The 20,099-nt window shown below is 61.8% G+C and carries 21 protein-coding genes; 15 read left to right on the forward strand and 6 right to left on the reverse strand.

Annotated features, from left to right (window positions below; genetic code table 11):
* The first annotated feature begins 10 nt into the window (after positions 1-10).
* From ACFJIU_RS08955 to ACFJIU_RS08970, 4 genes are all read left to right on the forward strand, one after another.
* The gene (locus tag ACFJIU_RS08955; RefSeq protein ID WP_379070144.1) at positions 11-994 is read left to right on the forward strand and encodes an RluA family pseudouridine synthase; all 984 of its coding nucleotides are present in this window, start codon (positions 11-13) and stop codon (positions 992-994) included.
* 185 nt (positions 995-1,179) lie between these two features.
* Positions 1,180-2,094: a DMT family transporter gene (locus tag ACFJIU_RS08960; RefSeq protein ID WP_379070147.1), complete on the forward strand. Its 915-nt coding sequence runs from the start codon at positions 1,180-1,182 to the stop codon at positions 2,092-2,094.
* A gap of 14 nt (positions 2,095-2,108) precedes the next feature.
* Complete coding sequence (locus tag ACFJIU_RS08965; RefSeq protein ID WP_379070150.1) at positions 2,109-2,900, forward strand: ATP12 family chaperone protein; 792 nt, start codon at positions 2,109-2,111, stop codon at positions 2,898-2,900.
* 150 nt (positions 2,901-3,050) lie between these two features.
* Positions 3,051-4,937 carry an MFS transporter gene (locus tag ACFJIU_RS08970; RefSeq protein ID WP_379070153.1) on the forward strand — a complete coding sequence of 629 codons (1,887 nt, stop codon included), beginning with the start codon at positions 3,051-3,053 and terminating at the stop codon, positions 4,935-4,937.
* A gap of 101 nt (positions 4,938-5,038) precedes the next feature.
* Here ACFJIU_RS08970 and ACFJIU_RS08975 read toward each other — a convergent pair whose 3' ends face one another.
* Both ACFJIU_RS08975 and ACFJIU_RS08980 read right to left on the reverse strand, forming a co-directional pair.
* Complete coding sequence (locus ACFJIU_RS08975; RefSeq protein ID WP_379070156.1) at positions 5,039-6,094, reverse strand: LLM class flavin-dependent oxidoreductase; 1,056 nt, start codon at positions 6,092-6,094, stop codon at positions 5,039-5,041.
* A gap of 129 nt (positions 6,095-6,223) precedes the next feature.
* On the reverse strand, positions 6,224-7,165 hold the full coding sequence (locus ACFJIU_RS08980; RefSeq protein WP_379070159.1) for a LysR substrate-binding domain-containing protein: 942 nt from the start codon (positions 7,163-7,165) through the stop codon (positions 6,224-6,226).
* A gap of 76 nt (positions 7,166-7,241) precedes the next feature.
* Between ACFJIU_RS08980 and ACFJIU_RS08985 the strand changes: the two genes are divergently transcribed.
* The gene (locus ACFJIU_RS08985; protein ID WP_379070162.1) at positions 7,242-7,400 is read left to right on the forward strand and encodes a hypothetical protein; all 159 of its coding nucleotides are present in this window, start codon (positions 7,242-7,244) and stop codon (positions 7,398-7,400) included.
* 90 nt (positions 7,401-7,490) lie between these two features.
* Here the strand turns inward: ACFJIU_RS08985 and soxR are convergent, their stop codons facing one another.
* Positions 7,491-7,946, reverse strand: coding sequence for a redox-sensitive transcriptional activator SoxR (soxR, locus tag ACFJIU_RS08990; RefSeq protein ID WP_379070165.1), 456 nt, complete (start codon positions 7,944-7,946; stop codon positions 7,491-7,493).
* A 111-nt stretch (positions 7,947-8,057) separates the two neighbouring features.
* Here soxR and ACFJIU_RS08995 point away from each other — a divergent pair, with 111 nt between their 5' ends.
* The 7 genes from ACFJIU_RS08995 to ACFJIU_RS09025 all read left to right on the forward strand — a co-directional run bounded on the left by ACFJIU_RS08995 (position 8,058) and on the right by ACFJIU_RS09025 (position 14,767).
* A complete protein-coding gene (locus ACFJIU_RS08995) occupies positions 8,058-8,477 on the forward strand; it encodes a hypothetical protein (protein ID WP_379070168.1) in 420 nt (139 codons plus the stop codon).
* A gap of 9 nt (positions 8,478-8,486) precedes the next feature.
* On the forward strand, positions 8,487-8,864 hold the full coding sequence (locus ACFJIU_RS09000) for a hypothetical protein (protein ID WP_379070171.1): 378 nt from the start codon (positions 8,487-8,489) through the stop codon (positions 8,862-8,864).
* 120 nt (positions 8,865-8,984) lie between these two features.
* On the forward strand, positions 8,985-9,389 hold the full coding sequence (yidD, locus tag ACFJIU_RS09005; protein WP_379070174.1) for a membrane protein insertion efficiency factor YidD: 405 nt from the start codon (positions 8,985-8,987) through the stop codon (positions 9,387-9,389).
* 142 nt (positions 9,390-9,531) lie between these two features.
* Positions 9,532-10,737 carry a serine hydrolase gene (locus ACFJIU_RS09010; RefSeq protein ID WP_379070177.1) on the forward strand — a complete coding sequence of 402 codons (1,206 nt, stop codon included), beginning with the start codon at positions 9,532-9,534 and terminating at the stop codon, positions 10,735-10,737.
* 23 nt (positions 10,738-10,760) lie between these two features.
* Positions 10,761-11,588 (forward strand): class D beta-lactamase, encoded by an 828-nt coding sequence (gene blaOXA, locus ACFJIU_RS09015; RefSeq protein WP_379070180.1) that lies wholly within the window; start codon positions 10,761-10,763, stop codon positions 11,586-11,588.
* A gap of 161 nt (positions 11,589-11,749) precedes the next feature.
* Positions 11,750-13,735 carry a threonine--tRNA ligase gene (gene thrS / locus ACFJIU_RS09020; RefSeq protein WP_379070183.1) on the forward strand — a complete coding sequence of 662 codons (1,986 nt, stop codon included), beginning with the start codon at positions 11,750-11,752 and terminating at the stop codon, positions 13,733-13,735.
* Positions 13,736-13,828: 93 nt separating this feature from the next.
* Positions 13,829-14,767, forward strand: coding sequence for a lysophospholipid acyltransferase family protein (locus ACFJIU_RS09025; RefSeq protein WP_379070186.1), 939 nt, complete (start codon positions 13,829-13,831; stop codon positions 14,765-14,767).
* A 106-nt stretch (positions 14,768-14,873) separates the two neighbouring features.
* Here the strand turns inward: ACFJIU_RS09025 and ACFJIU_RS09030 are convergent, their stop codons facing one another.
* Positions 14,874-15,836 carry a hypothetical protein gene (locus ACFJIU_RS09030; RefSeq protein ID WP_379070189.1) on the reverse strand — a complete coding sequence of 321 codons (963 nt, stop codon included), beginning with the start codon at positions 15,834-15,836 and terminating at the stop codon, positions 14,874-14,876.
* Positions 15,837-15,990: 154 nt separating this feature from the next.
* Here ACFJIU_RS09030 and ACFJIU_RS09035 point away from each other — a divergent pair, with 154 nt between their 5' ends.
* Entirely contained in the window at positions 15,991-16,578 is a 588-nt protein-coding gene (locus ACFJIU_RS09035) for a nitroreductase (RefSeq protein ID WP_379070191.1), read from the forward strand.
* 7 nt (positions 16,579-16,585) lie between these two features.
* Here ACFJIU_RS09035 and ACFJIU_RS09040 read toward each other — a convergent pair whose 3' ends face one another.
* Both ACFJIU_RS09040 and ACFJIU_RS09045 read right to left on the reverse strand, forming a co-directional pair.
* Entirely contained in the window at positions 16,586-17,467 is an 882-nt protein-coding gene (locus ACFJIU_RS09040) for an HpcH/HpaI aldolase/citrate lyase family protein (RefSeq protein ID WP_379070194.1), read from the reverse strand.
* A complete protein-coding gene (locus ACFJIU_RS09045) occupies positions 17,467-17,919 on the reverse strand; it encodes a MaoC family dehydratase (protein ID WP_379070197.1) in 453 nt (150 codons plus the stop codon). The genes ACFJIU_RS09040 and ACFJIU_RS09045 overlap by 1 nt, the downstream gene beginning before the upstream one ends.
* A 150-nt stretch (positions 17,920-18,069) precedes the next feature.
* Between ACFJIU_RS09045 and ACFJIU_RS09050 the strand changes: the two genes are divergently transcribed.
* Together ACFJIU_RS09050 and ACFJIU_RS09055 are read left to right on the forward strand one after the other, a co-directional pair.
* Positions 18,070-19,191, forward strand: coding sequence for a DUF2336 domain-containing protein (locus ACFJIU_RS09050; protein WP_379070200.1), 1,122 nt, complete (start codon positions 18,070-18,072; stop codon positions 19,189-19,191).
* A 40-nt stretch (positions 19,192-19,231) separates the two neighbouring features.
* Entirely contained in the window at positions 19,232-20,068 is an 837-nt protein-coding gene (locus tag ACFJIU_RS09055) for an endo alpha-1,4 polygalactosaminidase (protein ID WP_379070202.1), read from the forward strand.
* Positions 20,069-20,099 lie beyond the last annotated feature (31 nt).

Raw genomic sequence — 20,099 nt, forward strand, 5'->3', positions numbered from 1 at the left:
AAGGCGGACCATGGCAGGCGTCGAACAGATCACGGTGGAAGCCGGCGAAACAGGCATGCGGCTCGATCGCTGGTTCAAGAGCCACTATCCCGGATTGAGCTTTGTACAGCTGCAGAAGCTGCTGCGTTCCGGTCAGGTGCGTGTCAACGGCGCGCGCGCCAAGACCGACACGCGCGTCGAACCAGGGCAGGTGATCCGTATCCCGCCACTCGACGTCGACAAGAAGGGTGGCGCCGATCAGCTCACTGGCCATTCGATCCGCAACCAGGGCGATGCCGACGTGCTCGCCAAGATGCTGCTGCACGAAGACGACAAGGTCTTCGTCTTCAACAAGCCGGCGGGCCTTGCCGTGCAGGGCGGCTCGGGCGTGACGCGCAATGTCGATGACATGCTCGAGGCATGGCGCAACAAGAAGGGCGAGAAGCCGCGCCTGGTGCATCGACTGGATCGCGACACGTCGGGCGTGCTGGTCATCGCGCGCACGCGGCTTGCTGCCATGAAACTGTCGGAAGCGTTTCGTGCCCGCGAAACCAAGAAGACCTATTGGGCCCTGGTCAAGGGCGTTCCGCCGAAGCGCGAGGACAAGATATCGACCTGGCTGGTCAAGGAACCGACCCCGGACGGCGATCGCGTGCGCGTTGCCAAGCATGGCGAGAAGGGGGCCGATCACTCGGTTTCCTACTACCGCATCGTCGAGCAGGCGGCGCAGTCGCTGTCATGGCTGGAGATGGAACCTTACACCGGCCGCACACATCAGCTGCGTGTGCATGCGGCCTATATCGGTTGCCCGATCATCGGCGATCCGAAATATTTCGAGGCCGACACCAATTGGGATTTCCCGGGCGGCATGCAGAACCGGCTGCACCTTCATGCTCGTCGGATCATCATCCCACATCCGGACAAGGGCGTGATCGACGTCACCGCGCCGATGCCGCCGCATATGCGCCAGAGCTGGAACCTGCTCGGCTTCGATGAGGCAAGTGCCGAGGACTGATTTCGTTCCACAGTGACCATCGCAAGAGCATTTCCATTTTTCGGAAACGCTGTTTGTTTTTACGCAATTCCGGACGGAAACCCGCTGCAGACTTTTCCTGGAGTTGCGCTAGCGGTGCCTTGGATCATGTCGCGGCTGCCGACCTCCTATAGGGAGGTTAGGCGGCAGAACCTGCGGAGGGCGTCATGACTACAAGCCAGAGCTTTGACCGGCGTGACGCCATCGATGCCGCGGCGGTGGGCTTCATGCTGGTGCTGACCTTTTCATGGGGCCTGAACGGTGTCGCCGCAAAGCTGACCAATGCCGGCTACAATCCGATCTTCCTCAACGTTGCGCGCTCGGCCATCGCCTGCGCCCTGGTGTTCCTGTGGTGCCAGTTCCGCGGCATCCGCCTGTTCGAGCGGGACGGCACGCTTTTCGGCGGTATCCTGGCGGGCCTGCTGTTCGGAATCGAGTTCAGTCTCGTGTTCGTGGCGCTGGAGTACACGACCGTGGCGCGCAATTCGCTGCTGGTGAACACAATGCCGTTCTGGGTGCTCGTCGGCGCGCATTTCTGGCTTGGCGAGCGCATGACGTTGCAGAAGTTGCTGGGGCTGGTCCTGGCCTTCTGTGGGGTGATCGTGATCTTTTCCGACCGGCTTGGTGGCAACGGGCAGTCGACGTTGTTCGGGGATCTGCTCAGCCTCGCTGCCGGACTGTTCTGGGCGCTGACGACGCTGACCATCAAGCGTTCCAGGTTGCAGACCGCGAGCGCAGAAAAGGTGCTGCTCTATCAACTCGTCGTTTCAGCGATCATGGCGATCCCGCTGGTGCCGCTGGCTGGGCCGGCGCTCCGCGACGTGACGCCGCTGGCGACCGGCGCACTGCTGTTCCAGGCTGTCTATATCGTCACGATCACCTATATCGTCTGGTTCTGGCTGATGCGGCGTTATCCGGCGGCAGGATTGTCGAGTTTCGCCTTCCTGTCACCCGCATTCAGTGTCATATGCGGCTGGTTGATCCTGGGCGAGCCGCTGACCTGGAAGATCTTCCTGGCGTTGGGGCTGATCGCCGTCGGCTTGAGCGTCGTCAATCGGCCGAGACGGCCAAAAACGGCATAGTGGGTATAACGGCAATGCGCGATATTTTGAGCGATCTCGAGGCGGGGAAGCAGCTTTCCGATCCGGATCCGACGCGACGCGCCCAGATCCAGATGCGTACACCATTGCCGAAGCGTTTCTACAAGGCTGCCTCCGTCGTGCCTTCGGACAATGGGTTTGTCGTGCAGCTGGATGGCAAGCCTGTCCGCACGCCGGGCAAGGCGTTGCTTGCGCTGCCGACCGAAAAGGCCGCTGCACTGGTGGCAGCCGAGTTCGAAGCGCAGGAAGAGGTGATCGATCCGGTGACGATGCCGGTGCTGCGTCTCGTCAACACGGCAATCGACGGTGTCGCGGCCGACACACAGGCAGTTCTGGAGGATATCCTGCGTTTCGCCGCCTCCGACCTGTTGTGCTATCGTGCCGATGGTCCACAGGGACTGGTCGACCGCCAGAACACGCATTGGGATCCGGTGCTCGACTGGGTGCAGACGTCGCTTGGCGCGCGTTTTGAACTTGCCGAAGGTGTTATCCATGTCGAGCAGCCCCGGGAGAGCATCGCGGTGCTCGGTGCGCATCTTGCCCGCCGCAATGATCCATTCCGGCTGGCATCCCTCCATGTCATGACCTCGATCATGGGATCGGCGCTGCTCGCAATGGCCGTGGAGCAGGGCGAGCTTGCGGCGGAAACTGCCTGGCTTGCAGCCCATGTCGACGAAGACTGGCAGGTCGAACATTGGGGCCAGGATTCGGAAGCGGTGGCGCGTCGCGCCTTCCGCAAGCGCGACATGATGGCCGCGGTGGCGCTGCTTGAAGCGCTCGATGGATAGTCATCGGTCATATTAGACCAAAGTCATAATCCCAATTGCTCGGTCCTCATGACCGGCGCTTTCTGCCAGATTCTGCGTGATGGCTGGTCCGAGTCCGTATCCGGAGGAGGGTATGGGCAGCCGGCATCGGGGCATTTGGGAGGAACACTCATGGCAATGGCACAGACCGCCGGCAGAACTGGCCGCGGCATGACGCGGGAAGAGAAGAAAGTCATCTTCGCTTCCTCGCTGGGCACCGTTTTCGAATGGTACGATTTCTACCTCTATGGCGCGCTGGCTGCTTTCATCGGCGCGACCTTCTTTGCTTCCTATCCGGAAGCGACACGCAACATTTTCGCGTTGCTGGCCTTCGCCGCCGGCTTCCTGGTGCGCCCGTTCGGTGCATTGGTGTTTGGCCGCATCGGCGATCTCGTCGGCCGCAAATACACTTTCCTCGTCACCATCCTGATCATGGGCCTGTCGACCTTCCTGGTCGGCCTGCTGCCCGGATCGGCGTCATGGGGCATCGCGGCACCCGCCATCCTGATCATCCTGCGCATGCTGCAAGGGCTGGCGCTGGGTGGTGAGTATGGTGGCGCGGCGACCTATGTTGCCGAACATGCCCCCGATGATCGTCGCGGTTACTACACGTCCTGGATCCAGACCACGGCGACGCTCGGCCTGTTCCTGTCGCTGATCGTGATCCTGATCATCCAAGGCTCGATGAGCAAGGAGACCTTCGCCGCATGGGGCTGGCGGATTCCGTTCCTCCTCTCGGTCGTGCTGCTGGGTGTCTCCGTCTGGATCCGACTGACGCTGAGTGAATCGCCGACCTTCCAGCGCATGAAGGAAGAAGGCAAGGGTTCCAAGGCACCGTTGACCGAGGCCTTCGGCCAGTGGAAGAACGCCAAGATCGCGCTTCTCGCCTTGTTCGGCCTTACCGCCGGCCAGGCCGTGGTTTGGTATTCCGGCCAGTTCTACGCACTGTTCTTCCTGCAGAACGTGCTGAAGGTCGATGCCTACTCGGTCAACATCATGATCGCGATCGCACTGGCGCTCGGCACCATCTTCTTCGTGGTTTTCGGCTGGCTCTCCGACAAGGTCGGGCGCAAGCCAATCATCATGGCTGGCTTGGCGCTCGCCATCGTCACCTATTTCCCGTTGTTCAAGGCGCTGACCTGGGCAGCCAATCCGGCGCTGGCTACCGCCCAGCAGACCACCCGGGCGACGGTGACCGCGGCGCCCGGAGACTGTAAGTTCCAGTTCAATCCGGTCGGCACGGCGAAGTTCACGACATCGTGCGATATCGCGACTTCATTCCTGACCAAGAACTCGGTTCCGTATGATGTCGTGACCACGGCGGCACCGGGCACAGCCGCATCCGTGAAGATCGGCAACGAGACGATCGAATCCTATGACGCTGTCGCCGCCGGTGACCAGGCCAAGTCCAAGGATGCGGTCTTTGCCAAGGCGGTGAACATCGCGCTACACGACGGCGGCTATCCACTGGTTCGCGCCGCCGCCAAGGTTGCCGATCAGAAGCTCGATGCCTTCGTGACGGCCAACCCGGAACTGAAGCTCGATGCCGCGGCCATCCGCGGCGGCGAAAAGACCACCGTTCCGGTCGCCCAGGCGGTCAAGGACAAGATCGTGACGCAGGAAGAGGCGGGCAGCGCCACGGATGTTACCGTCTACAGCATCCCTGCCGCAGGTGCGTTCTCCATGGTGGCTGATCCGGCGCAGGTGAGCTGGCCGATGGTGATCGGCATCCTGTTCATCCTCGTGCTCTATGTGACGATGGTGTACGGGCCGATCGCGGCAATCCTGGTCGAGATGTTCCCGACCCGCATCCGGTACACCGGCATGTCGCTGCCATATCACATCGGCAACGGCTGGTTCGGTGGCCTGCTGCCGGCAACGGTGTTCGCGCTGAGCGCCGCCAAGGGTGATATCTACTACGGTCTCTGGTATCCGATCGTCTTCGCAGCGATGTCGCTGATCATCGGCACGCTGTTCGTGAAGGATACACTGGGCACTGATCTGAACGCCAAAGACTGAGCAGCGCGTCCAACGCGTCTTATTGAGTGAAAAGGCCCGGCGTGGGAAACCACGCCGGGCCTTTGGCTTGTTCCGCAAGTCTACTGCCCTTCGGCAGGTGGTCAGGCTTCGGAAAGCTCCAGCTTTTCCGCCAGAATATCGCGCGCCATCGGGATCACCTTGGTGCCGTAGAGCTCGATCGACCGCATCATCTTCTCATGCGGCAATGGGCCGGACGAATACTTCATCTGGAAGCGCGCTGCGCCCAGTGCCTTCACCGTTGCCGCGACCTTGCGCGCCACCGTCTCCGGCGAACCCACATAAAGCGACCCGCGCTCGACTTCCGAGGTGAAATCGGCACGCGTTGCCGGCGGCCAGCCGCGCTCCCCGCCAATGCGGTCGCGCATCAGCTTGTAATGTGGCCACAACTCCTCCCGCGCCTGCTCGTCGGTATCGGCGACATAGCCGGGCGAATGAACGCCGACCGGGAGATTCGTTCCGCCGAGCTGATCGAGCGCCTGGTGATATAGATCGACATAGGGACGGAAGCGCTTGGGATCGCCGCCGATGATGGCAAGCATCAAGGGCAGGTTGTAGCGCGCTGCACGCACCACTGATTCCGGGCTGCCTCCGACGCCGATCCAGGTCTTCAAGGTGCCGTTTTCGATCGGCGGGTAAACCGACTGGTCCTCGATCGGTGGCCGGATCGAACCCTGCCAGGTGACCGGCTCGCCCTTGCGGACCGCCGCGAACAGGTCGAGCTTTTCGGTGAACAGCGTTTCGTAGTCATTGAGCCGGAAACCGAACAACGGAAACGATTCGGTGAAAGAACCGCGGCCGAGGATCACTTCCGCACGACCGTTCGACAGCGCATCGACGGTGGAGAAGCGCTGGAAGACGCGGATCGGATCGTCCGAGCTCAGCACCGTGACGGCCGAACCCAATTTGATGCGGCTGGTGCGCGTGGCAATGCCAGCAAGCACGGTCTCAGGCGCCGATACTGCGAAGTCATCGCGGTGATGTTCGCCAACCCCGATGAAGTCGATGCCGATCTCATCGGCCAGAACGGCTTCCTCGACGAGATTGCGGATCACCTGAGCCTGCGGCAGCAACTTGCCGTCACTGCCCAGTGTGACATCGCCAAACGTATCCAGTCCGAATTCAACTTTGTCGGTCATGTCATCCCCATTTTGGGCTGCCGGCGTGATCCTTGAGGATAGTTTGCCGGGCCTCGACTGGCCACCAGAGCTGGTGGCGGATTGTCCAATTCGGTGAATGAGATAGGCGAGGCGGGCTGGGTTGCCCATTCACTCAGCGAGAACGCACCGTTCACTTTCGGTTGACGACAGCGCGGCAACGCTTGCGGCAAACTCCGCGCGAACCCATTCGGCGAAGATACGGGCGGGCTCGCTGAGTTTCGAGAGGTTGCGCGCGACCAGGAAGTAGCTGCCTGAATTGAGCCCGGTGGCAAAGGGCCGGACCAGCGTGCCGGCGGCGAGCTCGTCCTGCATGTAGAGGAGATCGACCAAAGCCACGCCGTGGCCGAGCAGGGCAGCCTGTTTGGACAGCGCCATGTCGGCATACATCGGGCCCGGCGCCCGCACCTCGGCTTCCTCCTCGCCGGCCAGCCGAAACCAGTTCTTCCAGTGCTCGCGGCTTTCTTCGTGCAGCAGGGTGAAACGGCGGAGGTCGCCTGGCTTTTCGATTGCAGGGCCACCGGCGAGTAGGGACGGCGCCAGGACAGGCGTTTCGAGCGCGTAGGCAAGGCGCTCCGCTTCGGTGTTCGGCCAGCTGGTGTTGCGGAAGGAAAATCGCAAGGCAAGCTCGGCCTGGTCGGCTCTGAATTCGATCAGGCGCGGATCGACATCGAGCACGACATCGATGTCGGGGTTCATGCGCCGGAAACGGTCGAGGCGCGGGATCAGCCAGCAGGCGGCGATGGACGCATCGGAACTCACCCGCGCGGTACGTGTCTGGCCGCGATTGGCGATATCCGTCAGCATTCTCTCGATGCCGTCGAAACTGGCGGTCAGCTGGTTGAGCAGCGCCTTTCCGGGCTCGGTCAACACGACCCTGCGGTGCAGGCGCTCGAACAACGGGGTGCAGAGCGTGGTTTCCAGCTCGCGGATCTGGCGGCTGACGGCGGCCTGCGAAACGTGCAGCTCCTCGGCAGCCCGGCTGAAACTGGCATTGCGGCCAGCCGCCTCGAAGGAGCGGAGGGCAGTCAGCGGCAGGCGGCTGCGCTTCATTCACATAATCTCAGGTTATCCCAGTGCGAAAATATACTCGTTTGAAGACAGGCGCCAGAAGGCGTTGAATCCGGTGATGAAACAGATACGCGAAACCGGAGTGAATGTGATGTCCGAGATCATCCAGGCGCTTCTCGATGCGCTGACGATTGCAACCTTCCAGACCTTGAAGAAAACGCCGCAGCGGCAGGATAGCTATCCGCGTCCGCGATCCGATCGGCACGGGAGAATTTAGCGACGACAAGTCCGCGCGGTTCGAGATGGGACGTTGAGCATTTCCGCAATTCCAGACGTAAAGCCGCTGAGCACTTTTGCTGGAATTGCTTTAGTCGTCGTTCGACGACTGGTCGCCAAGCCAGTAGTGCGGGCCGGGGCCGAGGGCTCCGGCTTTGTCGTGCGGGTTGACCAGCCGGCAAAACTCCAGCGACAGGCAACCGCAGCTGATGCACTGCGCGAGGCCTGTCTTCAGGCGTTCCAGCTCGGCAATGCGCTCGTCGATACGATTCGACCAGGGGCCGGAAAGCAACGACCAATCGGCCCCCTTCGGCACGTGGTCGGTCGGCAGCTTGTCGAGCTCGGCACCGATTTCGGCAAGCGACATGCCGAGGCGCTGGGCAAAGACGATGAAGGCGAGCCGTCGCAGAGTGGCTCGAGTGAAGCGGCGATGGCCTGAGCCTCTGCGCTCGGACTGGATCAGTCCGCGCTCCTCATAATAACGCAGGGCAGAGGCCGCCACGCCGCTGCGGCGCGAAAGCTGGTTGATGGTGAGCGTCGTTTCCATTTGACCTTTTCGCACATGTCGCTCTTGACTTCAAGTTTACTTGAACTTGTAGGCAGGTGATCAAGCCGGGCAAAGGCCCCGGTTTGGTGTGCTGCGAAGAAGGAAAGAGCGATGAACAGCCGGGATATGAAAACGCCCGACATCCAGAAGTTCGTGGCCGGAAAAGTGCGGGACTGGATGCAATGGTCCGGTACAAAGCTGGCCGATGTGCTCAACGAGGACGAAGCTCCAACCTCGAAACTCGGGGCAATCGGATTTCTCAGGGCACCAAGGGGAGCGACCAGCGATTTCGAATTTGCCTATGATGAGGTGCTGATTGTCATCCGCGGCCGCTGCACGGTTGCGAGCCGCGACGAATGGCAGACGGCAGGACCGGGCGAGGTGCTCTATCTGCCAGCCGGCACGCCGGGAACAATCAACGCCCTCGAAGACCTGGAACTGGTCTATGTCGCATCCTCGCCCTATGGCGAGGTCAATCGCGTGACCGAGGCGTCATTGCTCGCGACGACGCCGGCCGAAGCAGTTCAGTAGGTGCCGGCGATGTCGCAACGCATTGTGCAACTGTCCAGTTTCGACATTCGTCCCGGCAAGCTTGAGCAGTTCAAGCAGGCAATCCGCAATGCGGTGGCGTTTGCCGAGGCACACGGTCCGCAACTTGTCGTCGAAACCTTCATCGACGAGGAGTCGATGCGGGCAAACAGCCTGCAGGTCTTGCCAAGCTCCGAAGCCGTGCTTGTCCACTGGAAGATGGCGGATCCCTATATTCGCGACGTGATGGAAAGCTGCATCATGCGCCGGCTCGACGTCTATGGCGAGCCGAATGAAGAGGTGATGCTGGGTCTGCTCACCCTGATTGAACAAGGTATCCCGGTCACGGTCACGCCAGCCTTTGTCGGTTTCCGGCGTGGCCATCACTAGGGCGTTCCCACAATCCCGGACAGAAAACAGCTGCGCATTCCCCCTAAGCGTTGGAGCTGTTGCGAAATTCGCCAAGACACGCCATCTACTGCCGATGACGGCGCGAGCGCGATATCTGCAATGACCGGCGAAGCGGACGGACATGGGCACGACTGCGGTCACCGGCATGCCGGCGAAAGGCCTGCCATATCCCGTGGCCGCAACTGGGATGGCCCTTGGCGCAAGACCCCGGGCAGGCTGGCCGGCACGGCTCTTGTCCGGCTGTACCAGCTCACCCTTTCGGGCTTTGTCGGCAATACATGCCGGCATCTGCCAACCTGTTCGGAATATGCCTATGAGGCAATCGCCAGGCATGGCCTTTGGGCCGGCGGCTGGATGGGACTGTTCCGTGTCATGCGCTGTGGTCCCGGCGGTACGCACGGCATCGACAACGTGCCGGCGGTGCTCGATAGGCGCTATGTCTGGTACGCGCCATGGCGTTACTGGTCGATCAGCCGCAAGGCTGTGGATTCGCCAAATCGTTAAAAAACCACCCACTTTTCGTTAATGAATTCCGTACAATAGTGGCGGTGGATTTCACGTGACGGGCCGCATTCCCGGCAGGTGGCCCGTCTGCATTTCAGTCATACATACTCCCTCGGGACGTCTCTAAATTCACGGAGCGGATATGCCGGTCATCGATATGTGGCTCGGTCGCAAGGTCTTTGCTGCCTCGCTGGCCATGGGCACGGTTTTGCTGAGCGCGGGAACGGCCATCGCCGACGTGTCCTGGCTGGTGCTCGACACGCAGACCGGGAGCGTCCTGGGCCATGAAAACGCCGGCAAGCGGCACGCGCCGGCCTCACTCGCCAAGCTGATGACGATCTACCTTGCTTTCGAGGCGATCGAACAAGGCAAGCTCGGCTGGGACGATGAGATCGCCGTTTCAAAAAATGCGGCAGCCAAGATTCCGATGAAGCTCTGGCTCAAGCCCGGCGAGACCATCAGTGTACGCGATGCCGTCAACGGCATGATCGTGATTTCAGCCAATGACGCTGCCGCGGCGTTCGGTGAACATATGTCCGGTTCCGAAGCTGCCTTTGCGCGCCTGATGACCAAGCGCGGGCGGCAGCTCGGGCTGCGTAACACGATCTTTGCCAACCCCTCGGGATTGACCGACAAGACCAGCCAGCTGACGACCGCCCGCGACATGGCGGTGCTTGGCATGGCACTGGAACGGGATTTCCCGAAACTGTTCAGGCTGTTCTCTCAACCGTCTTTCGTCTTTCATGGCAAACGGCTGAAAGGACACAACAATCTGATGTACCGTTATGCTGGCGTCGACGGCCTGAAGACTGGGTACACGGCTGTATCAGGCTACAATCTGGTGTCGTCGCTCGAGCAGGGCAAGGGTCATCTGATCGGCGTCGTTCTCGGCGGCAAGACGGCCCGCAGCCGCGATGACCGGATGGAGGCCCTGCTGAAGCGCTTCAGCACCGGGCGAACCGCGACATCCGCGCCCCTGGTGGCCTCGAACGCACCGGTGCCGACAGGCAGGCCGAAACAAGCCGTCGCGCCATCTGAGACGATGGACGCCGCGACGATCGAGCAGGGCGATGGCGACACGGAAGTCGCGCTCATTCCGTCGGCCTGGCAGATCCAGGTCGGCGCGCTGCCCGATCAGACGGCAGCCAGGGCGTTGCTGGGCAACGCACAGAAATTCGTTCGTTCTATCCATGGGGAAGCAGCCGGCCAGATCATGCAGACACAGGCACACGGTACAACGCTCTATCGTGTGCGTTTCGATGGCTTCGAGGATGCAAAAGCGGCGAGCAAGACTTGCGCGGCGCTCAAGCGGCAGAAGTTCGACTGCATAACGGTCAAAACCAACTGAGCGCTGTTTCCCGGAGAATATTGATGTCTGTTTCCGTTCGCTCCACCCTTTGCGGTGCGGGCTTTGTCGCGATGTCGCTTGCCGCATGCTGGCCAGCGGCGGCGCAAACCTCCAAAACGAAGCCGGCGGCTGAATGCACCGTGGTTGTCGATGCCGCAACCGGGGCCGCGCTGCTTCGGCAAGGCAGTTGCGACAAACGCGTGAGCGCCCTCTCTACCTTCAAGGTGCCGCTGGCGCTGATTGGTTACGATTCCGGCATCCTGACCGACCCACACAACCCACGTTGGGACTACAAGCCGGAATTCAACGCCATCAAGCGTCACCAACGCGCGGTCGATCCGACGATATGGCTGGCCGACTCGGTTGTCTGGTATTCGCAGGAACTGACCCGCAAGCTCGGCGCGGCGCGCTTCGGCGACTACGTCAGGAAGTTCAGCTACGGCAATCGCGATGTGTCGGGCAATCCCGGAAAGAACGATGGGCTCACCCAGGCCTGGCTGAACTCCTCGCTCAAGATCTCGCCTGACGAACAGATCACCTTTCTGCGCGGTGTCGCCAGCCGCACGCTGCCGGTCTCCGCAAAGGCCTACGAGATGACCGAAGCAGCCATGCCGGCTTTTGAAGCCGGCGGCTGGCAGGTCAAGGGCAAGACTGGAACCGGTTGGCTGGCCGGCAAGGATGGTGCCCCCAACCGCAGCAGGCCTGTCGGCTGGTTCGTCGGCTGGGCCGAGAAGGATGGCAAACGCGTCGTCTTTGCCAAGCTCGTCATCAACAGCGGCAAGAGCAACAAGCTGATGGGTCATGTGGTGCGCGCCGCATTTCTTGAGGAATTGCCTGGGCTGATCAAGTAAGGCGACCGGCGGGTTGATCCAGCAAACGGCGTTGCTCTGTCTGGCGCGGCGCCGTTTCACTTTACGTCCGCCGCAACTGCCCCTAAAAGACCGCTCGCCGCCGGGCATCATCCGGCACAAAACCACCCGCGTTCGTATGCGGGACTGGATAGGAGCAGACCATGGCCAGTGTTTCCCTCACATTCCCTGACGGATCCGTACGCGACTACGATGCCGCGACGACCGGCACCGAACTCGCTGAATCCATCTCCAAGTCGCTGGCCAAGAAGGCGGTGGCCTATGCCGTCGACGGCACCTTGCGCGACCTGTCGGATCCGCTGAAGGCTTCCGGCAAGGTCGAGATCGTCACGCGCGACGATCCGCGCGCGCTGGAGCTGATCCGGCATGATACCGCTCACGTGCTGGCCGAAGCGGTGCAGGAGCTGTGGCCGGGAACGCAGGTCACCATCGGTCCTGTGATCGAGAATGGCTTCTATTACGACTTCGCGCGCAACGAGCCGTTCACTCCGGAGGATTTCCCCGTCATCGAAAAGAAGATGCGGGAGATCATCCAGCGCAACAAGCCCTTCACCAAGGAGGTCTGGGATCGTGATCGCGCGAAGAAAGTGTTCCGCGACAAGGGCGAAGGCTACAAGGTCGAGCTGATCGATGCCATTCCCGAAGATCAGGACCTGAAGATCTATTTCCAGGGCGACTGGTTCGATCTCTGTCGTGGCCCGCACATGGCCGCCACCGGCCAGATCGGCACAGCCTTCAAGCTGATGAAGGTTGCCGGAGCCTACTGGCGCGGCGATGCCAACAATCCGATGCTGACGCGCATCTATGGCACCGCCTGGGCCGACCAGGCGCAGCTCGACCAGTATCTGCATATGCTGGAAGAGGCCGAGAAGCGTGACCACCGTCGCCTCGGTCGCGAGATGGACCTGTTCCACTTCCAGGAAGAAGGTCCGGGCGTCGTATTCTGGCACGCCAAGGGCTGGAAGATGTTTCAGAATCTGGTCGCCTATATGCGGCGTCGCCTTGGCGACGACTACCAGGAGGTCAACGCTCCGCAGATCCTAGACAAGTCGCTGTGGGAAACCTCGGGCCACTGGGGCTGGTACCAGGAGAACATGTTCGCGGTGAAATCCGCGCATGCCTTTACTCATCCGGAAGATCCGGATGCCGACCAGCGCATCTTCGCGCTCAAGCCGATGAATTGTCCGGGCCATGTCCAGATCTTCAAGCATGGCCTGAAGTCCTATCGGGATCTGCCGATCCGGCTTGCTGAATTCGGCAGCGTGCACCGATATGAGGCCTCCGGCGCACTGCACGGGCTGATGCGCGTGCGCGGTTTCACGCAGGACGATGCGCATGTCTTCTGCACGGAAGAACAGTTGGAGTCCGAGATCCTCAAGATCAACGACCTGATGATGTCGGTCTACAAGGATTTCGGCTTCGAAGAGGTGGTTGTGAAGCTCGCCACGCGGCCCGAGAAGCGCGTCGGCACCGATGCGATGTGGGATCACGCCGAGGAGATCCTGAAGAACTCGCTGGCCCGCATGGCGCGTGAGGACAGCCGGATCAAGACCGGCATCAACGAGGGCGAGGGCACGTTCTATGGTCCGAAGTTCGAATACACGCTGAAGGACGCCATCGGTCGCGAATGGCAGTGCGGCACCACGCAGGTGGACTTCAATCTGCCCGAGCGTTTCGGCGCCTTCTACATCGACTCGGATTCGGAGAAGAAGCAGCCGGTTATGGTGCATCGCGCCATCGTTGGTTCGCTGGAGCGCTTCCTCGGTATTCTCATCGAAAGCCATGCCGGCCATTTCCCGCTGTGGTTCGCACCGCTGCAGGTGGTGGTGGCGACGATCACCTCGGAAGCCGACGACTATGCGCGCAGCGTCGTCGACAGGCTGAAGGCTGCCGGGTTGTCGGTGCAGGCGGACCTGCGCAACGAGAAGATCAACTACAAGGTCCGCGAACATTCGCTGACCAAGGTTCCGGTCATTCTCGTCTGCGGCAAGCGTGAGGCGGAAGAAGAGACGGTCAATGTGCGTCGCCTCGGCTCGCGCGACCAGGAATCGCTGTCGCTGGCCGAAGCGATCGCGCGCCTGGTCGATGAAGCGACGCCGCCGGATCTGAAGCGCAAGAAAACGGCCTGATCGCAGGTGTTCCGGTGAACGGCGGTGGCGTGGCCACCGCCGTTTTCATATCGGCGTCATGTTGACGTCATCCAACTCAATTAACGACGAAACATGCTGAAGCTGAGATCGCGCGAAAGACCGTTCCCGGAACTTTCTTACGCCAATGCTGGCCAGCCGGCGTTCACGCGCTGGTTCATTCGCTCCGTCGAAGGGTTGTCGGGACGGGACCGCTTCGCCGCCCTCTATGATCTGTGGCGCCGCAACATCGTGCCGACGGGCGACCGTGTGTTCGGGCGCATGCTCGACCTGATCGATGTGCGGGTCCGTTGCGCCGACCAATGGCCGCCGGTCAATCTGCCGGAAACACCGCTGGTGATCGTCGCAAACCACCCCTTTGGCATTGGTGACGGAATTGCCGTGCTGTCGCTGGCTGAAAAGCTTGGCCGGCCGTTCAAGGTGATGATCCACAAGGATCTGCTGCGCATCCGCGAGATGGAGCCCTATTCGCTGCCGGTCGATTTTGCCGAGACCAAGGAGGCGGTGAAGGCCAATATGGCGATCCGACATGAGGCGATGCGGCTGCTGAAGGAAGGTGTCACCATCGTCGTCTTTCCGGCTGGCGGTGTCGCCACCGCGCCGAAAGGTTTCGGGCGCGCCCAGGATCTGCCGTGGAAGATGTTTCCGGCACGTCTGGTGCAGGAGGCCAGGGCCTCGGTCATTCCCATGCATTTCGCCGGCCAGAACGGGAGGCTGTTTCATCTGGTCAGCGGGCCGATGAACCTGGCCGAACGGGAAGGGCGCCTGGCACGCTTCGTCGGCAAGGCCTCACTGACTCTCAGGATTTCGCTGCTGATCCGGGAATTCGCCAGGCTGGCGGGCCGCTCGATCGAGGTCAGGATAGGCAAGGTGCTGACGCCGGAAGAACTCGATCCGTTGCGCGACCGCAAGATTCTGCTGACAAGGCTCTATCGCGCCGTCTTTGACCTGGCGCCTGTAGAACCGGCTCGTCGCTCGAAATTCCTGCGGCGGCCTCGCCGCGCTGCTGCCTGATCCGCTAGAGCATTTTGTAGCCAAGTGGAATCACTTGGCGTTACAAAAATGCGACGAAAACAAAAACTTAGAGCGTTTCCGCGTTTCCGTGAAAAACGGAAACGCTCTAGTCCGCACCCTCGGCCGGGTCGATTGCGGTCGCCTCTGAGGCGACAACCTCGACCTCGCCGTTCTTGCCGGCTTCGACGGTCAGGTCCTTCTGGTAGATGCGGTCTCGGTTCTTGGCGATGACGGTGTAGTTGCCCTCGGCAAGCACCATCGGCGCGAAGGCGCCGACAGCTTCCTTGATCGAATCGCCGGATTCGTTGAGCACCGACCAGGAGGTATCGGCCAGCGCTTCGCCGCCGGCTTCGCGCACCAGCTTCAAGGTGACTTCGGCGGCGCGATGCTCGACCGTCGCTTCGGTCAGTTTGCCAGCTTCGACCCTGATGTCGGAACGAATGACGGCGTTCACCGAGCCGTAGGTCGAGACGACGTTGTAGACGCCGGCATTCAATCGCACGACGCTGTTGGGCTGGACGTTCGGTATGATGAGGGCCTTTTCATCATCCTTGCCGCCACGTGCTTCATAGATCGAAAAACGCAGCTTTTCGCGCGGGATGCGGATGCCGCCAGCCAATGTAGCGTCGAGTTTCAGCCCGCCGGCGTCGAGAACCATGCTCTCGCGCTTGGCATCGCGGCTGACGGTTATGCGTTTGGTGGCCCCGGCGCGGCCGTAGGAGGCATGCACGAGATAGCTGCCGGGCTGCAGCTGAAAAGCGGCCGTTCCGCCTTGCGCGGATGCGACCAGTGGCAACTTGCCGTCGGCGCCGGGCTCCGGACGGAAGACACGCCAGACCAGGCCGCGGGTGATTTCTTCACCCTTCTCGGTGAGTTGTGCGCTGAGCGTGATTTCGCCTTCGCCGCGGGCAAGTTGCGTGCCTGAATGCGGGGGTGCATAGGTCGAAATGCCTGGCAGTTTCAGCTTCTCGAGCGAATCGGGATCCTTGGCGCCGGCAGGCAACGCCAGAGCCACGCCGAGCGTGGCCCCGATGACGGTCAGCGAAAGACGGCGAAGCCCGACGAACATACCTTGCGTTGAAGCCCAAGCCGGTGGCAATTTCAAGGCTGAAGAGTCTGGCGGGAAGCCCTCATGGCTCTTTTCCGGCGCATCCCGCGCCGTCGCCAGAGCAGCCGATGTTCATCGCGCGCTTCAGCCCAAATGGATTCAGGAGAACCGCGCCATGACAAAACCCATCCTCGACTATCTTTTGACTCGAAATTCCGCGCCAATCCCCGAGTTGAAAGCGCCTGCGCCGTCGGACGCCGAAATCGCCACCATCATCGCGGCGGCTTCCCGCGTGCCGGACCACGGCAAGCTCGAGCCATGGCGCTTCATTCTCTATCGTGGGGAGGCTCGGGTCGAGGTGGGCAAGAAGCTGGCTGCGCTGGCGGAGAGCCGGGAGGGACCGCTCAGCGATGTCCGTCGCGACCAGGAACTTGCGCGTTTCTCGCGAGCGCCGCTGGTGATCGGAGTGGTGTCTGTGCCGAAAGCGCATCCGAAGATCCCGGATTGGGAGAAATTCCTGTCGGGTGGCATGGCAGCGATGAACCTGATGATCGCGGCCAATGCGCTGGGCTACGGCACCAACATGATCAGCAACTGGTATTCCGACGTGCCGGAAGGGCGTGCCATCCTGGGGTTTGCACCCGATGAGCGCGTCATTGGCTTCATTCATATCGGTTCATTTTCCGGTACCGCGCCGGAACGCCCAAGGCCGGATGTCTCGACGCTCTATGCCGACTATGCGGGGCCTTGGAAGGCGGAATAGCGGCAGGCTAAACGCTGACGCCTGCTGCCTTTGCCCGCGCCAGCAGGCGCTCGGCCAGGCGCAGATGGGGACGGTCATACATCTTGCCTTCAATACCGACGACGCCGGGGTTGCCGGCTGCGGCGAAGGCCGCGACGATGGCGGCCGAGCGTTCGACAGCCTCCCTGGAAGGGGTGAAGGCCGTGTTGATGACAGGGACCTGCGCCGGATGGATGGCCATCTTGGCGGTGAAGCCGTCGCGCTCGGCCTCGACGCATTCGGCTTCGAAAGCGGCCATGTCGCTGAAGTTCGGGAAGACGGTGTCGACCGCTGCGACTTCGGCACTGGAGGCGGCAAGCAGCGTCATCGTTCGAGCAAAGCGAAAGACGTCGGTGTAGCGGCCATGCTCGTCGCGCGCCGTGCGGGCGCCGATCGCCGCCGACAGGTCTTCCGCGCCCCAGGTAAGGCCGGAGACGCGGCTGCTGGCGCCAGCGTAACTCGCAGCGGCCAGAACGCCCGCCGCCGTTTCGGTGATGATCGGCAGGATGCGGATCGCTCCATCGGCCAGGCCGGCGCGCGCTTCCTGGACACGCAGCTTGGCCGACAATTGCTGGATGTCCTGGCCGCTGTTCGATTTCGGCAACATGATGCCATCTGGCTTCGAGCTGATGACTGCCGCCAGATCCTCGTCGGTGAGGCCGGTCGTCAGGTCGTTGACGCGAACATAGATGGCAGCCCTTGTATTGGAGCGGTGCCCGGCGATGAAATCGGCTGCGACTGCACGGGCCGTCGCCTTGTTCTGCGCCGCTACGGAATCCTCAAGGTCGACGATGACAACGTCGGTCTCGGAAGCGAAACCCTTTTCCAGCTTGCGTTCGGAATCGCCGGGGACAAACAGCAGCGATCGCATCAGGCCGGCCTCTTCAGCATCATCGCCTGCCGGAGGCATTTGGCCACAAGCACGTTGTCCTGATTGTAGGCGCGGTGTTCGAGTTCGACGATGCCGCGATCGGGCTTCGATTTCGATTCGCGTACAGAGATCACTGTTGTCTCCACGCGGATCGTGTCGCCATGGAACACGGGGTGCGGGAAGGTCGTTTCCTTCATGCCGAGATTGGCGACCGTGGTGCCGACGGTGAGGTCGTTGACTGCGATGCCGATCATCAAGCCGAGCGTGAACAGCGAATTCACCAGCGGCCTGCCCCATTCGGTCCTGGAAGCGAAGTCGAAATCGATGTGCAGCGGCTGCGGATTGAGCGTCATGACCGAAAACAGCATGTTGTCGCTCTCGGTCACCGTTTTGCGCAGCGTGTGCTGGAAATTGCGGCCGACGGTGAACTCTTCCAGATAGAGACGCGGCATGGCGATCCTCCATTTTCCGCTTGATAAGCCGAGCGGCGAGGGGCTGCAAGCTGGTTAAGAATTATGGTGAACGCTTCGTAAACCATTTCTGCCTAACGTCTTTTTCGGGTTCGCCGGGTTGTGTGCCGGCTGGGGTAAGAAGCTTTGAACATGGTTGTTCCTCATTTCCTGAAATGGGTCGGTACGGCGAGGGTTTCGGAGCGCGCGGCAGCGGCCAGCGCACTGGCCAGAGCTTATGTCAACCGCGACCTTCCCTTCGAGGATCGGTGCGCTGCCGAGGCGGCCCTGACCCTGTTGCTCGACGATGCCTCCTCCAAGGTGCGCTCGGCCATGGCCGAGGCGCTCTCGATGAGCCATCATGCGCCGGTGCAGATCATTGCCGCACTGGCTTCGGACCAGCCGGAGGTCGCCAGCCTTGTCCTGGCCCGCTCACCGCTGCTGACCGACGCCGACCTGATCGACCGGGTCGCCAGCGGCCAGAAAGCGACGCAGGAACTGATCGCGGATCGTCCGGCCGTATCCATGACGGTCGCCGCGGCGATCGCCGAGATCGGCGAGGCAGAAGCCTGTGTGACGCTGCTTTGCAACCCCGGCGCCGCGATCGCGTCGATGAGTTATCGGCGCATCGCCGAACGCCATGGCCATGTTCCTGCGGTGCGCGAAGCGCTGATTGCGCATGATACGCTGCCTGCGGACTGCCGCCATATGCTGCTGGTCAAGCTCGGCGATGCGCTGAAGGGCTCGCCGCTGGTGCTGGCGCTGATGGGCTCGGCGCGCGCCGAGAGGGTGCTGCGCGACGCCTGTGTGAAGGCCTCCGTCACTTTGATCGAGAGCACGCAGGCAGGAGAGCACCCGGCTCTTGTCGAGCATCTGCGCCTGCGCGGCGATCTCACCGCCTCCTTCATCATTCGCACTGTGGCGCATGGCAAGGTCGATTTCTTCGGTGCGGTCCTGGTGGCGCTGACCGGTCAATCGGAGCAGCGGGTGAGAGCGCTGCTGGCGGGCGGCAACGATGTGGCGCTGCAGGCATTGTTCACCTCGGCAGGGCTCTCGTCGGGCATGCACGGCGTCGTGCTCAGGGCGCTGAAGGTGTGGCGCGAGGTTGCCAACGGCAAGCGCCTCGCCGGTGTGCAGGAAGTGAGTTGGCTTATGCTCAAGGAGTTGGGCGGACAGCAGGCTGCCGGCGATCTGGCCACCCTCGTAAAGTCCATCCATCTGGATGCGCTTCGCCAGAACGCGCGCGGTCATGCATTGGCCATTGCCGCCGCCTAGACCTTGGCTGGTGGGAATCAGCCAAGGGTGACGCAGGACTATGCATCGATGGACCTGTATTCTGGTCGCGACGCTCTCCATCCAGAGCGCTGGGGCGGCAAACTCAACGGAACAAGAGGCTGGGGTGGTCCGAACACTCAAGCCGCTTCCCTCCGATGCCGTGGCCGACTACCAGCTTGGCGGTGCCTATGATCCTCCGGCGGGAACCAATGTCGTCGTGCGCGACAGCACGGCTGCGCCGGCCCTTGGTTTGTACAACATATGTTACGTCAACGGTTTCCAGACACAGCCCGGCGTAGCGTGGCCGCCCCGGTTGCTGGTCAAGAACAGCAAGGGTAAGCCGCTGGTCGATCCGGATTGGCCGGATGAGCATCTGTTCGACATATCATCGGAGAAACTTCGGACCGCCGTGCTGGAGCGCCTGGCTGTCACCGTTGCCGACTGTGCCCGCGCGGGGTTCGACGCCGTCGAATTCGACAATCTGGATTCTTTCACGAGGTCAAAGGGCGCGCTCAAGCACAACGACGCTGTGGCCTTCGCAAAATTGCTGGTGCGTGCCGCGCACAAGCAGGGTCTCGCGGCAGGGCAAAAGAACACGCCCCAGCTTTCGGACAGGGAGCGAAAGCAGATCGGATTCGACTTCGCGGTATCCGAGGAGTGCCATCGCTACGGCGAGTGCTCCGCATACACGCGGTTCTACGGCGACCAGGTCATCAACATCGAATATGTCGATGATCTTCGTGCATCTTTTGCCGATATCTGCGGGGATCCCACAACGCCTCGTGACACCGTTCTTCGAGATCGTGCTCTCAAGTCCGCGCAGGGCGCAGGCTACCGCTACGATCATTGCGTTGAGCATCGGAGCGTCCGGCAATAGCCTGGTCCGCCCGATGCCGCGATCAGCTCGA

It is taken from the genome of Mesorhizobium sp. UC74_2 (assembly GCF_042701485.1).
In the GTDB taxonomy this organism is placed as follows: domain Bacteria; phylum Pseudomonadota; class Alphaproteobacteria; order Rhizobiales; family Rhizobiaceae; genus Mesorhizobium.